The following is a 12,851-nucleotide window of genomic DNA, read 5'->3' as shown; positions in this document are numbered from 1 at the left end:
GGGCGAGGCCCCAGCATGCACCCGGCGATCGGCGATTTCATCGACCACGGCCACCACACGTTTCCGCGCCTCGACGCGGCGGCGGCGCAGGCCTTGCTGTCCAAGATTAAGTCGTCGCGCAATTACGGCGCGAGCCTGTTCCTCAGCGAGGCCGAGTTCGACGCCGACCCTCAGTACGTCGGCGTCAATCCGCGCCCCGGGCGCAACCTGCTGGAGGCCCACGAGGCCGATCTCGCCTTCGTCGAACAGAACCCGGCCGTCGTCTCGGCCCTCACCGCCTTGCTCGGCGACGGCTACGAAATCGTGCTCAAGAAGCTGATCTGCGGGGTGCCGGCCAGCGTCGTGCCCGATTGGCTGAAGGCGCGCATCCACGGCAACCCGGTCAACAACCTCGGCGCCTATGTCCGCCCCGAGTATCGCGACGTCACCTATTTCTACGGCATCGACTTCCACCAGGATCTGATCGACTACCCCGACCGCGAGGCCGACTTCGTCACCCTCTACGTCTATCTGCACGACGTCGGGGTTCATGACGCCCCGCTGTTCCTGTTGGAGGACAGTCACCGCCTGGGCGGCAGCCTGTTCCCGCACGACCTCACCAAGTCCGGCGACGGCTGGCTCTATCGCGACGGCCGTGGCGGCGAGGTTCAGACGCGCCAGCACTTGCTCACCGGCCCGGCCGGTTACGCCGCCATGTGGCACGCTTGCACCCTGCACGGCACCCAGCCCGACGCCGCCGATAACGAGCGCCTGAGCCTGCGCTACCTGATCGGACGCAAGCCCGGCGCCGGGGGGACGGGGATCGACACGGTCAACGCCACTTTGAAGGGGCCGCTCAGCCTGGCCGCCACCCGCCGTGATCTCGACGCTCGGGGCGCGGCGACGATCAAGGCCAACAGCGTCAACCAGGCCTGAAGTCACGCCACGACCTCCTCGGCCAACTCCACCGTCACCTCGGCCTTCACCGAATTGGCGATGAAACAGAGCTCGTGCGCCCGGTGGTGCAGGCTGGCGATCCGCTCGTCCGAAGGAGTTTCGCCCTGGAAAATAAGTTTTGGCTTAAGTATGACCTTCGCCAGCGCCGTCTTGCCGTCGATCTTGCCCATCACGCCCTCGGCGGCGTCGAGGTAGCTCTCCACCACCCAGCCATCCCGGCGCGCCAGGTCGAGGAACCACAGCATGTGGCAGCTGGAGACGCTGGCGATCAGCAGTTCCTCCGGATCGACCGCCGCCGCGTCAGACCATTGCGGCACGACGCTGGGCGAGGACGAGCCGGCCACCACCGCGCCGCCGTCGAAGGCCAGGCTGTGCGCGCGGCTGTAGGCCCCCGCCGCGAAATCGTCGCCCTCCCGCAGCGTCCAGGACACCACCGCGCCATGACGGGCCATTAGAACGCCTCCGCCGGCAGGGCCATCAGCGTCGCCGAGCCGGCCTTAGCCTTGGCCAGGTGCGCCGCCGCATCGGGCAGCACGCGCTCCAGGAAGCAGCGACCTGTGACCAGCTTGGTCTGGATGAAACGCTCGCTCTGGTCGCCGGCCAGGGCGGCCTTGGCCATCAGGGCCCACATATAGGCCAGTCCCGTCACCCCGAAGAGATGCAGGTAGGGCGTCGAGGCGGCGCCGGCGTTGTCGGGATTGGCGATGCCGTTCTGCATCAGCCAAAGGGTGGCGTCCTGCAGCTTGGCCTTGGCGTCGGCCAGGCCTTCGATGAACGGCTTCAGCTGCTCGTCGGCCCCGGCGTTCTCGCCGACGAAGCCGTCGACCTCGGCGAAGAAGGTCATGATCGCCCGCCCGCCGTTGGCCGCCAGCTTGCGGCCCACCAGATCCAGGGCCTGCACCCCGTTGGCGCCCTCGTAGATCATGGCGATGCGGCTGTCGCGCAGGTACTGGCTGGCCGGGAAATGCTCGGTGAAGCCCGAGCCGCCGTGGGTCTGCATGGCCATCGAACAGATGTCGAAGCCTCGGTCTGTAAGGTATGCCTTAAGTACTGGCGTCATCAGCGCCATGTAGTCGCCCGCCTTTTGGCGCACCGCCTCGTCGGGATGGTTGGCCTGCAGGTCGGCGTTGAGGCCGGTCCAGAACAGGAAGGCGCGACCGCCCTCGATGATCGCCTTGGATTCCAGCAGCATTCGCCGCACGTCGGGATGCACGATGATCGGATCGGCCGGGCCTTCCGGATTCTTCGGCCCGGTCAGCGAGCGGCCCTGCAGCCGGTCCTTGGCGAAGGCGACCGCCGCCTGGTAGGCCGCCTCGGCCTGGGCGACGCCCTGCAGCCCGACGCCGAGACGCGCCTCGTTCATCATCACGAACATCAGCTTCAGGCCCGAGTTGGCCTCGCCGACCAGCCAGCCCTTGGCGTCGTCATAGGCCATCACGCAGGTGGCGTTGCCGTGGATGCCCATCTTTTCCTCGAGCCCGGCGCATTTCACGGTGTTGCGCTCGCCCGGCTCGCCGTCGGCGTCGGGAATGTGCCTGGGCACGATGAACAGGCTGATGCCCTTCACGCCCGCCGGCGCGCCCTCGATGCGAGCCAGCACCAGGTGGACGATGTTGTTGGTGAAGTCCTGCTCGCCGCCGCTGATCCAGATCTTCTGGCCGCTGATGCGATAGGTTCCGTCGTCGCTGGGCACAGCTTTCGTGCGCAGCATGCCCAGGTCGGTGCCGCAGTGCGGCTCGGTCAGGTTCATGGTGCCCGACCACTCTCCCGAGGCCATCTTCGGCAGGTAGAGCGCCTTCAGCTCTTCCGACGCCGCCGCCTCGATCGCCTTATAGGCGCCGTGCGTCAGGCCCGGATACATGGCGAAGGCCATGTTCGACGAGCTCAGCATCTCGCTGACCGCCAGGTTGACCACATAGGGCAGGCCCTGGCCGCCCCATTTCGGATCGACGCCCAGCAGCGGCCAGCCGTTCTCGACCATCTGGTCGTAGGCCGCCTTGAAGCCCGGCGGCGTCGTCACCGTGTTGTCGGGGTTCCACTTGCACCCATGCTCGTCGCCTACCTTGTTCAGCGGGGCCAGCACCTCGCCGGTGAACTGCGCCGCGCCGTCGAGGATTTGCTCGACCAGATCCATGGGCGCCTCGGCGAAGCCGGGCAGGTTGGCGTGGCTCTCGATCCTCAACACGTCACGCAGCAGGAAGGCGTAGTCGCGGACCGGGGCTTGGTAGGCCATGGGCGGGTCTCCAGGGTGAAGGGAACTTAAGTCGTCACTTATTTGGCGTGCGCAAGCACTCCGTCGAGCCGGGCGCGCAGCACCTGCTCGTAGTCGGCGGCCTGGGGCAGCAGATCGGGGCGCACGTCCGCAAGCCGCGTCTCCATGCGCTCACAGGTCTGGGTCAGCATGATGATCGCCTCCTCGATGTCGAGGCGCTGCTGATGCAGGTCGGCCAGCTTGCGGCGAAAAGCGGGCAGGGCTTCCGCCATCTGCATCGCACCGCCGTCGTCGTGATCGTAGAGGTCCAGCAGGTCGCCGATCTCGGTCAGCGACAGGCCGATGCGCTTGCCCTGCAGGATCAGCTTCAGCCGCCCGCGATCGCGGTGCGAATAGACCCGGTTCTGCCCGGCCCGGGCGGGGGCCAGCAGGCCCTTGTCCTCGTAGAACCGCAGCGCCCGCGGCGTGACTTCGAATTCGCGGCACAACTGCCGGATCGAAAAGGTGGGACGCAGCGCTTCGGCCATGGAGCTCTCCCTGCGGGGTCGGAACCGACGTTATCTCCCGTTTACGTCAACGTCAACTTGGCTTCGGCCGGGTGCTTATCGTCCGCATATCGAAATCCTCATACGCCCGCGCAACGCCGGGTCCGGCCGAGTGGCGCCCTGTTCAACAGGGAGCTGACCGCGGTGAACCTCAAGCCCTTCCTTCTCGCGGCCGCCGCGATGCTGCCGGCGCCCGTCGTCGTCGCCGCCCAGGATCTTGGCCGGCAGGCGCAGGCCGAGGCCGCGCAGCCGGTGGCCGGCGTGGTGATCAGCGACCGGCCGAGGGGCTCCGTCGTCGGCGTGGTCCCGCCGGAGAACGTGTTGACCAAGCCGGATGTGAAGGCGACGGGCGCGCTCGACATCGCCGAACTGCTCGACGCCATCGCGCCCCAGACCGGCAGCGCGCGCGGGCGCGGCGGCGAGCCGCCGGTGGTGCTGCTCAACGGCCAGCGGATATCGGGTTTCGGGGAGCTGCGGGACCTGCCGCCGGACTCGATCAGCCGTGTCGAGATCTTGCCCGAGGAGGTCGCCCTTAAATACGGCTATCCCGCCGCCCAGCGCGTGGTGAACATCGTGCTGGAAGAGTATTTTCGCTCGATGGCCTGGCTCGGGCGCGGCGGGGCGGCCACCGAGGGCGGCTATCGGGCCGGTACGGCCGACGTCACCCGGCTGACGATCGCCGAAGGTTATCGCACCGCCGTCAACCTGCACGTCGACGCCAACTCCGGCCTGACCGAGAACGAGCGCGACCTCGTGCTCGAACGGCCCGGCGGCGAGGCCGCGCGCTCGCTGGTCGCTTCGAAGCGCGATGTTCGAGCCGGCGTCACCCACAACCGCCAGTTCGGCGCCCTGGCGGCCACCGGCGCCCTGGAACTGGCCTCCGGCGATAGCCGAGCCCTGATCGGGCTTGGCGAAACCGGCCAGCGGCCGCTGGCGCGCGACACGACCAGCCACAGCGCCCACGCCGGTCTCGTCCTCCTCAACGGCGATGTCGCCCGATGGCGGTGGTCGGTGACCGGCGCCGCCGACATTTCGCGCCATCTGACCGCCAGCGACCGTGATGGCGGCGGCCCGCGCGATCGGGCGGCGACCCGACTGCGCTCGGGCGACCTCGACCTGGTCATCAACGGCTCGGTGTTCCGCCTTCCGGCGGGCGACGCCACCATGGCCTTCGGCCTTGGCCTCGGTGCGTTCGACCTTGACGCCGAGCGCCGACGGAATGGCGTCGAGGTCGCCGGCGGCCGCGCCCGCGCTCAGAGCGACCTGACACTCAGCCTCGACCTGCCGCTGCTGCGTCGAAATCGCGGCGCCGCGGGCCTCGGCGACCTGACGCTCAACACCAACGCGCAGGTGAAACGGCTTTCCGACTTCGACGCTCTTACCATCCTCGGCGCCGGCCTGAACTGGGCTCCGGCCAAGCCGCTCGCGCTCAGCCTCAACTGGACCCGAGAGGAGGGCGCGCCCACCGTGCAGCAACTCGGCGATCCGCTGCTGGAAACGCCGGCCACCCGCGTCTTCGACTTCACCAACGGCCAGACCGTGCTGGCCACGGCGCTTACCGGCGGCGATCCTCGCCTGACGATCGACCGCCGCGACGTCGTGAAGCTCGGGCTGAACTGGAAGCCCTTCGAGCAAAAGGACCTGCGCCTCCGCGCCGACTATGTCCGGGCGCGGTCGTCCAATCCGATCTTCACCCCCTTCGGTCCCACGCCGATGCTGCAGGCCGCTTATCCCGAGCGCTTCGTCCGCGACGCGGGCGGCCGCCTGGTCAGCGCCGATTTCCGGCCGATGAACGTCGATGGCGGTCGGCGCGAGGTCGTTCGCCTGGGCCTCGACTTCTCGCGGCGGCTGGCCCCAAGCCCGCCGTCCGCCAAGGCGATGGAGGCCTTCCGCCGCCGCGCCGCCGCCGCCGGACGGGAACTGCTGACGCCGGAGCCGGGCGCCGGTCCCCCCGAGGGCGATCAGGCGGACTTCATGGCGCCGATGGAGTTCGTAGCCCCCGGCGCCGTGGCGGGCGGTCCCGGTCCGGGCCGGGAGCGCACCCTGTTCGCGGAGGGCGGCGGGCCCGGTGGCCGCGTCGGCTTTTCGGTCACCGACACCATAACCCTCGTCGACGAGATGGCTGTTCGCGGCGGGCTGAAGCTCGATTACCTGGGCGGCGATGCGGTCGATCTGGCCGGCGGCCGTCCGCGCCACGATATCGAAGGCCGCCTGTTCTACGCCAACAACGGTCTCGGAGCCTTCGTCTCCGGCAACTGGCGAAGCGCCACCCGCGCCACGGCGTTCAACGGCGCGAGCGTGAAGTTTCCCGCTTTGATGACGGTCGACGTCCGGCTGTTCGCTGACCTTGGTCAACGGTTCGACCTCGTTTCCAAGCATCGTTGGCTCGAGGGCGCCTCGCTGCGCTTCGAAGTCAGGAACCTGTTCGATTCCAAGCCCAGGGTTCGCGAGGCCTTCGGCGTCACGCCCCTTGGCTTCCAGCAGGACCTCATCGATCCGATCGGCCGCACCATCAGCCTCACCTTCCGCAAGGGCGGCGGCGGCGTCGGCGGCTAGGCGGCTTCCATACGCTGACGATACAGTCGCTGCCTTAGCGTCGAGGCGGCATGCGCGTACTGATCGTCGAGGACGAACCCTATCTGGCGGAGGCCATCCGCGACGGGCTGCGCCTGGAGGCCATCGCCGCCGATGTCGCCGGCGACGGCGACGCGGCGCTCGAGCTCCTCGGCCTCAACGCCTACGACATCGCCGTCCTCGACCGCGACGTCCCCGGTCCGTCGGGGGATGAGGTCGCCCGCAGCATCGTCGCCTCCGGCGTCGGCACGGCCATCCTGATGCTCACGGCCGCCGACCGCTTGGAGGACAAGGCGTCCGGCTTCGAACTCGGCGCCGACGACTATCTGACCAAGCCCTTTGACCTGCGCGAACTCGTGCTCAGGCTGCGGGCCCTCGATCGCCGCCGCGCTCATAGGCGACCGCCGCTTCGGGAGATCGCCGGCCTGCGCCTCGATCCCTTCCGCCGCGAGGTTTATCGCGACGGCCGCTACGTCGCCCTCACCCGCAAGCAGTTCGCGGTGCTGGAGGTGCTGGTCGCCGCCGAGGGGGGCGTCATCAGCGCCGAGAATTTGCTGGCCCAGGCCTGGGATGACAGCGCCGATCCCTTCACCAACGCCGTGCGCATCACTGTCTCGGCCCTGCGCAAGCGGCTCGGCGAGCCGTGGCTGATCGCCACCGTCCCCGGCGTCGGCTACCGCATCGCCACGGCCGCGGACGAGGAGGGGCGCGGTCGTGGTTAGGCCGCCGGGGCTAAGCGTTCGCCTGAAACTGACCCTCAGCTACGTGGGTTTCCTGCTGGTCGCCTGCACCCTTCTGCTCGGCGTCGTCTGGCTGTTCCTGCTGCGCCGCATGCCGCTGCACGTCCTGGCGCCGGGCGCCTCCGATCTGCTGCGGGCCTTCAATCCCCAGAACTTCGGTCCGGTTGTCTTCGGGGCGGCGGTGCTTATCGTCCTGAGCTTGCTTCTGGCCTTCGGTTTCGTCGGCGGCTGGCTTCTGTCCGGCCGGATGCTGAGGCCCCTGTCCCGCATCACCCACGCCACGCGCCTTGTGGCGGGCGGCTCGCTCTCGCACCGTGTCGGCTTGGAGGGCGGTAAGGACGAGTTTCGCGAACTGGCCGACAGCTTCGACGCGATGCTGGCGCGGCTCGAGGCTCAGGTCGCCGAGCAGCGGCGCTTCGCCGCCAACGCCTCGCACGAGCTGCGCACGCCGCTCGCCACCAGCCAGGCCCTGCTGGATCTGGCCCGCAGCGATCCGACGATCGACCTCGGCCAACTCATCGAGCGGCTCCACGCCGTCAACGGCCGGGCCATCAATCTGACGGAAGCTCTGCTCCTGCTCAGCCGCGCCGACCAGCGGGCCTTCCCGCGCGCGCCAGTCGATCTGTCATTGCTGGCGGAAGAGGCGGTCGAGACCCTGTTGCCGCTCGCCGAACGGCGCGGGGTCGCCGTCGAAACCACGGGCCAGGGGGCGACGACCCTGGGCTCGCATCCCCTGCTGCTGCAGATGACGACCAACCTCCTGCACAACGCCATCGTTCACAACCTGCCGTCGCAGGGCTCGGTGCGGCTGACGACTCTCGCCCATCCTGAAATCGTGGAGCTTGTGGTCGAGAGCACCGGCGAGGCCTTGCCGCCCGGTCTTGTGACAAGGCTCGTCGAGCCGTTTCAGCGCGGCGCTGGGCGGATCAGGGCCGACGACGCCGGCGTTGGCCTTGGGCTCGCCATCGTGAAGAGCATCGTCCTGGCCCATGACGGATCGCTCGCGCTCGCCCCGCGCGCGGCGGGCGGTCTCCGCGTCCTGGTGCGCTTGCCCGCGGCGGTGGGCGCCTAGAGCCTTTTAGGGCGCGACCCCCATCGCCCGGCGGACCGCCGCATTGCCTGACGCCGCCGCCATATCCCTGGCCGAGACGCCCGCGCGGTTGCGTCGGTCGAGATCGGCCCCGTTCCGCCGCAGCAGGGTGATCGCGGCGACCCGCCCGGTCTGAACGGCCTTCATCAGGGCGGTTTCGCCGGCCCCGTCGGGCGTATCGACGGCGACGCCGGCGCCGAGCAGGGCGGTGATCTCGTCGAGGCGGCCGTCGGCGGCGGCGGCGCGAAGCCGCGCGGCCTCGGCGGGGGCGACGCCCCGAATCGACGAGCCGGTGACGACGACTTGCGATGCGGCGCGGCTGTCGCGGGCTATGGCTTCGCCGACAACCGGCGGGGCCGGCTGCGCCACGCGTCGCTCGACCGGCGCCGCTGGGATCGGGAGAGGCGGCGGAGGCGCCGGAGCCTCGACACGCCGCTCCATCGGCGGAATGGCCAAGGGCGGGGGCGGCGCCATGGCGGCGGCCGGGAACGGATCGGGCTGCTCAACGCGCTTCTCGACCGGCGGGATCGGCGAGGGAGGCGGCGGGACGACATCCGCCGAAGCCTCGGTGCGGGATCGCGGCGACGCGGGCGCCGCCGCGGCGGGCGCGACTGGGACGGACGTCGGCCCCGGCCTTTCAGCCGTCGGCGCGGCCGGCGGCTGGGGCAAGGGCGCCTCAGCCTGCGACGGCAGTTCGGGCTGGCGGACGACCGCCGGCGGAGTCATCCGCATCGTCACCAGCACGGTGACGCCGACGACACCGGCGGCCATCAGCCACGGCGCCGGCCGCCAGGCGCCCTTGCGGGGCGGCGGCAGGGGGGAGGCGACCGGTTCGGCCTCGGCCCCCGGTTCGTTGGCGCGGGCGACGGCGGCCAGCACCCGCGCACGGCGGGCGGCGCGCTCGGCGTCATCGCGCAGCGCCGCCTCGGCCTCGGCGTAGGCCTTGTCGACCGGATCGTGCGGCGTGTTGGGATCAGACATCGAGGGCCGCCCTTTCACCGGCAAGGGACTGTCTCAGCTTGACGCGGGCGTAACGCAACCGGCTCTTGGCGGTCTCCATCGTCACCCCGGTGGCCTCGGCGATCTCCTCCAGCGACATGCCGCCGTCGGCGAACATCACGAACACCCCGCGCTGCTCCAGCGGCAGCGCCTCGACGGCCGCCACGATCGCCCGGGCGGTCTCGCGCGACTGCACCTGCTCCAGGGGCGTGGCGACCGGGTCGGCGATCTCCAGCGCCGCCTCCTCGAACGGCGGATCGGCCGGCCCGGCCAGGATGGCGACCTTCTGGCGGCGGAAGTGGTCGAAGGTCTTGTGGCGGGCGATGGTGAACAGCCAGGCGGCGAACCGCGCCCGCGTCGGATCGAACATCGCCGCGTTCTTCGAGACGGTGATCCAGGTTTCCTGGTGCAGGTCCTCCGCCGCCTCCGCGTGCGCCGGCCCCAGCAGCCGCCGGATGAAGACGAAGACGGCCTGGTCGTGGCGGTCGTAGAGCCGCGCGAAGGCGCTCGCGTCGCCCGCCGCGTGGGCGTGCAACAGATCGCCGTCCTCCACGGCTCCACCCTGCTCGGCCAGCCCCCGCATCAGGGTGGAGCTTACCGCCTTCACCGCCCGGCGCGAGCCCCGTCGTCGGCGTTTTTCTAACCTCCGCGCGGCGGGTCCGGCACATAGCCGCCCGGGCTGGCGGGGAAGGGGCGGGGCCCGCGCGGCGCCGGCAGCGGCCGAGGCCGGGGGATCACCCCGCTCGCCATCAGCCGCTCGCGGGAGTCGTACTCCAGCCGATAGACGTACTGCGGCTCGCGGGTCGCGCGGGTGAAGGACACGGTGTTGATCGTCGACCATTCGCGCGCGCCGTGGCCCGTGCCCAGCTTGGCCATCGAGAGATCCCGCGCGGCCGATTGAGCGGCTTCGGCCTGCACCCGCGCCGCGCCAGGCGCCGACAGCACCGGCGGGGCCGGCTGCGCCACCCGTCGCTCGACCGGCGGAATCGCAAGGGCCGGCGGCGCGCGATAGCGCTCCTCGCGCGTCACCGCCGGACTGACCGGTATCGCCGCGACCGCCTGCTCGCGGAACACCGCGACGCCGATCACCCCCACGTCGTTCGGCCGACCCGTCCGCGCGGCGTAGGATCCCGCCTGGGTGGAGAAGTTGAAGGCGGCGATCTCGCTGTCGGACTTGCGCCAGCCGTTGATCGAATAGGTCTCGTAGGGGGCGAACACATAGCCCCGCTGGCCGTAGGCCGCCGTCTCGCCGGTCAGGATGTTGACGCCGTCCACCGACATCACCGCCAGCACGCGCCCGCCGGTGTTGTTGGTCACGCGCAGGCTGTAGCGCGCACCTGGATTGCCGGCGACGTACAGGCGTCCGGCGTGCCGCCACACCCGCGCCGCCTCGCCGGTCTCACGGTCGATCACCTTCAGGTCGATCAGCTCGGTCTGCGGGGCCTGCGCCCGGGCTGTCGCCGCCAGACCCAGCACCCCGACCGCCGCCGCCAGCACCGCCCGCCGGGCGGGGTGAGTTTTCTGAGTTTCCGTCTTCGTCATGTCCGCCTCCTTGGGCCTTACATGAGGCTCTACGCGGGGCGTCGGCGGACGGGGTTGGAGGGACCGTATTTTTCTGGTGACGCCGCGCAAGGGCTGAGAGCGAACGCGGTTCGTCCGATTGACTTCGCGCCATCCGTTATGCGCCATAAGCAAAGGCGCCGCGAAAAGACGGTGCGGGAGGGACGCAAGATGACGCCTGGCGCAGCCATGCCGCGCGGCAATTGGACGACCAATTCGAAGGGTTATCAGCTCCTCCTGGTCGTCCTGCTCAGTCTGAACTTCGGGATCGTGTTCTTCGACCGGCAGGCGCTGAACGCCCTGATGCCGTTCGTGCAGCCCGACCTCGGCCTGACGCAGACACAGATCGGCCTGATCGCCGGCGGCCTCAGCTTCAGCTGGGCCCTCGCCGCCTTCGGCATCGGCAAGCTGTCCGACACCCTGGGTCGCCGCAAGGGGCTGCTGATCGCCGCCACCCTGGCCTTTTCGCTCTGCTCCTTCCTCACCGGCCTCGCCTCCAGCTTCGCCCTCCTGCTGGGCTCGCGCCTGCTGATGGGGGCGGCCGAAGGCGGGGTCATGCCGATCAGCCATGCGATGGTGGCCAGCGAGGTCGACCCGAAGCATCGCGGCCTCGCCCAGGGCGTGGCGCAGAACCTGGGCTCGAACCTGCTCGGCAGCTTCGTCGCGCCCGTCGTCCTGGTCGCCTTCGCCACCGCCTTCGGCTGGCGCGAGGCCTTCTACCTGGCCGGTGTGCCCGGCATCATCAGCGCCGTGCTGATGTGGGTCCTGCTCAAGGAGCCGGCCGCCTTGCCGAAGGAGGACGGCGCCCACGACAGGATGACCATCTGGGACGCCCTGAAGATCCGCAACATCTGGATTTCCGTCGTCGTCGGCATCCTGCTGGTCGGCCACTTCGTCATCACCTGGGCCTTCCTGCCGCTCTATCTTTCGAAGACGCGCGGCTTCGACGCCACGACCATGAGCTGGCTGGTCGGCGCGCTGGGCATCGCTGCGGCCCTCTACAGCATCGTCATTTCCGGCCTGTCGGACCGCATCGGCCGCAAGCCGGTGATGGTCGTCCTGCCGTTCCTCTCGGTCATCGGCCCGCTGGCGGCGATGTACTTCACCGGCTCACCCTTCGTGCTCGGAGCGATCTTCTTCGTCGGCTGGGCGGTCAACGGCGTCTTCCCGATCTTCATGGCCACCATCCCGTCGGAGACGGTCGACGCCCGCCATCACGCCGCCGTGCTCGGCCTGACCATGGGCTCGTGCGAAATCATCGGCGGCGTCTTCGGCCCGCCCGTCGCCGGGGTTCTCAACGACGCCTTCGGCCCCGAAACCTTCCTGTGGATGCTGGTCGTGCTGGCGGTCATCAGCGGCTTCGTCGCCATGCGCCTGCAGGAGACCGCGCCCGTGGTCCTCGCCCGGAGAGCCTCATGAGCATGAAAGCCCCGCCGTCCTCCAAGAAGGCCATCGTCGACGTCGCCTTCCCCTACGCCGACATCGTCGCCCGTCGCTCGCCCGGCGGCCGCTACATCGATGTGCAGAGCGACGTCGACAGTCCCTGGGTCCCGTTCGGCGAGACGGCGGCCATCAAGCACCTGGCCTTCGACGTGCGCCGCAACCTGTTCTCCAACATCCTCTGGGTGAAGGGGCCGGGCGTGATCGGCACCCATCTGCATCGCGGCGCGATCACCATGGTCGTGCTGGAGGGCAGCGTCCGCTATCTGGAGTACGACTGGATCGCGACCCAGGGCGGCCTCATCCTGGAGACTCCGGGCGAAAGCCACACCCTGGTCACCGAGCATCCCGACGGCGTCAAGCTGTTCGGCTGGATGGAAGGCCCCATCGAGTTCTACGACGACAAGGCCGTGCTGGTGCAGACCGCCGACGTCTGGTGGTTCATCGATCACTACGAGAGCCACTGCCGCGCGCACGGCGTCCCGATCAACGAGAAGCTGTTCCTCTAAAGTCCGCGCGGGCGCGTCTAAAGCTCCCCGCCATTTCGCCCGCCTCAGAAAACCTGGGGCTGAGTACAGACAAAACCTAGTGAGCCCATAGGAATAGAATTCTATAGCCGATCCTCGAAGCGCGGCCGTCGAGGCCCCGCGCTTTGAACGGGATTGCGAAGATTTTTCGAACTCGAAGTGAGGTGTCGGCGGCGCGGTGACTCAATCCCCCCAAAACGCTCGTCGACAGAACGAGGACTCGGGGAG

Annotated in this window: 12 protein-coding genes; 6 read left to right on the top strand and 6 right to left on the bottom strand. The window is 69.5% G+C overall.

The genetic code is table 11. The features are described 5' to 3' along the window. The first annotated feature begins 15 nt into the window (after positions 1-15). Positions 16-915: a phytanoyl-CoA dioxygenase family protein gene (locus ACFLIT_RS09600; RefSeq protein ID WP_479910998.1), complete on the top strand. Its 900-nt coding sequence runs from the start codon at positions 16-18 to the stop codon at positions 913-915. A gap of 2 nt (positions 916-917) precedes the next feature. On the opposite strand, the gene ACFLIT_RS09595 is transcribed toward ACFLIT_RS09600, so the two are convergent. From ACFLIT_RS09595 to ACFLIT_RS09585, 3 genes are read right to left on the bottom strand one after another with little or no spacing between them, the layout of a single operon-like run. Then, positions 918-1,388, bottom strand: a complete 471-nt coding sequence (locus tag ACFLIT_RS09595; RefSeq protein WP_479910997.1) for an OsmC family protein — start codon at positions 1,386-1,388, stop codon at positions 918-920. After that, positions 1,388-3,169 carry an acyl-CoA dehydrogenase C-terminal domain-containing protein gene (locus ACFLIT_RS09590; RefSeq protein ID WP_479910996.1) on the bottom strand — a complete coding sequence of 594 codons (1,782 nt, stop codon included), beginning with the start codon at positions 3,167-3,169 and terminating at the stop codon, positions 1,388-1,390. Before ACFLIT_RS09590 ends, ACFLIT_RS09595 begins: the two co-directional genes overlap by 1 nt. A 38-nt stretch (positions 3,170-3,207) precedes the next feature. Continuing rightward, positions 3,208-3,675, bottom strand: a complete 468-nt coding sequence (locus ACFLIT_RS09585) for a MerR family transcriptional regulator (RefSeq protein ID WP_479910995.1) — start codon at positions 3,673-3,675, stop codon at positions 3,208-3,210. A gap of 162 nt (positions 3,676-3,837) precedes the next feature. Here ACFLIT_RS09585 and ACFLIT_RS09580 point away from each other — a divergent pair, with 162 nt between their 5' ends. From ACFLIT_RS09580 to ACFLIT_RS09570, 3 genes are read left to right on the top strand one after another with little or no spacing between them, the layout of a single operon-like run. Continuing rightward, positions 3,838-6,249, top strand: coding sequence for a hypothetical protein (locus tag ACFLIT_RS09580; RefSeq protein ID WP_479910994.1), 2,412 nt, complete (start codon positions 3,838-3,840; stop codon positions 6,247-6,249). 50 nt (positions 6,250-6,299) lie between these two features. Further along, positions 6,300-6,989 carry a response regulator transcription factor gene (locus tag ACFLIT_RS09575; protein ID WP_479910993.1) on the top strand — a complete coding sequence of 230 codons (690 nt, stop codon included), beginning with the start codon at positions 6,300-6,302 and terminating at the stop codon, positions 6,987-6,989. Next, on the top strand, positions 6,982-8,079 hold the full coding sequence (locus ACFLIT_RS09570) for a sensor histidine kinase (RefSeq protein WP_479910992.1): 1,098 nt from the start codon (positions 6,982-6,984) through the stop codon (positions 8,077-8,079). Before ACFLIT_RS09575 ends, ACFLIT_RS09570 begins: the two co-directional genes overlap by 8 nt. Before the next feature lie 6 nt (positions 8,080-8,085). Here ACFLIT_RS09570 and ACFLIT_RS09565 read toward each other — a convergent pair whose 3' ends face one another. Genes ACFLIT_RS09565 through ACFLIT_RS09555 form a run of 3 tightly spaced genes read right to left on the bottom strand, consistent with a single transcriptional unit; the run spans position 8,086 to position 10,638 of the window. Next, entirely contained in the window at positions 8,086-9,078 is a 993-nt protein-coding gene (locus tag ACFLIT_RS09565) for an ankyrin repeat domain-containing protein (RefSeq protein WP_479910991.1), read from the bottom strand. Continuing rightward, the gene (locus ACFLIT_RS09560) at positions 9,071-9,703 is read right to left on the bottom strand and encodes a sigma-70 family RNA polymerase sigma factor (RefSeq protein WP_479910990.1); all 633 of its coding nucleotides are present in this window, start codon (positions 9,701-9,703) and stop codon (positions 9,071-9,073) included. Before ACFLIT_RS09560 ends, ACFLIT_RS09565 begins: the two co-directional genes overlap by 8 nt. 32 nt (positions 9,704-9,735) lie before the next feature. Further along, a complete protein-coding gene (locus ACFLIT_RS09555) occupies positions 9,736-10,638 on the bottom strand; it encodes a hypothetical protein (RefSeq protein ID WP_479910989.1) in 903 nt (300 codons plus the stop codon). A gap of 189 nt (positions 10,639-10,827) precedes the next feature. Between ACFLIT_RS09555 and ACFLIT_RS09550 the strand changes: the two genes are divergently transcribed. Further along, the gene (locus tag ACFLIT_RS09550) at positions 10,828-12,075 is read left to right on the top strand and encodes an MFS transporter (protein WP_479910988.1); all 1,248 of its coding nucleotides are present in this window, start codon (positions 10,828-10,830) and stop codon (positions 12,073-12,075) included. Beyond that, positions 12,072-12,605, top strand: a complete 534-nt coding sequence (locus tag ACFLIT_RS09545) for a 2,4'-dihydroxyacetophenone dioxygenase family protein (RefSeq protein WP_479910987.1) — start codon at positions 12,072-12,074, stop codon at positions 12,603-12,605. The genes ACFLIT_RS09550 and ACFLIT_RS09545 overlap by 4 nt, the downstream gene beginning before the upstream one ends. Positions 12,606-12,851: the final 246 nt, after the last annotated feature.

Source organism: Caulobacter sp. HJHS_5 (genome assembly GCF_056683955.1).
Note: the sequence above shows the minus strand (reverse complement) of the source record. Positions and strands in the feature narration are given on the sequence as shown.

Bases quoted from the DNA above. Each gene is read 5' to 3' on its own strand.
- ACFLIT_RS09600 (WP_479910998.1), top strand. From the start codon at position 16: ATGCACCCGGCGATCGGCGATTTCATCGACCACGGCCACCACACGTTT.
- ACFLIT_RS09595 (WP_479910997.1), bottom strand. From the start codon at position 1,388: ATGGCCCGTCATGGCGCGGTGGTGTCCTGGACGCTGCGGGAGGGCGAC.
- ACFLIT_RS09590 (WP_479910996.1), bottom strand. From the start codon at position 3,169: ATGGCCTACCAAGCCCCGGTCCGCGACTACGCCTTCCTGCTGCGTGAC.
- ACFLIT_RS09585 (WP_479910995.1), bottom strand. From the start codon at position 3,675: ATGGCCGAAGCGCTGCGTCCCACCTTTTCGATCCGGCAGTTGTGCCGC.
- ACFLIT_RS09575 (WP_479910993.1), top strand. From the start codon at position 6,300: ATGCGCGTACTGATCGTCGAGGACGAACCCTATCTGGCGGAGGCCATC.
- ACFLIT_RS09565 (WP_479910991.1), bottom strand. From the start codon at position 9,078: ATGTCTGATCCCAACACGCCGCACGATCCGGTCGACAAGGCCTACGCC.
- ACFLIT_RS09555 (WP_479910989.1), bottom strand. From the start codon at position 10,638: ATGACGAAGACGGAAACTCAGAAAACTCACCCCGCCCGGCGGGCGGTG.
- ACFLIT_RS09550 (WP_479910988.1), top strand. From the start codon at position 10,828: ATGACGCCTGGCGCAGCCATGCCGCGCGGCAATTGGACGACCAATTCG.
- ACFLIT_RS09545 (WP_479910987.1), top strand. From the start codon at position 12,072: ATGAGCATGAAAGCCCCGCCGTCCTCCAAGAAGGCCATCGTCGACGTC.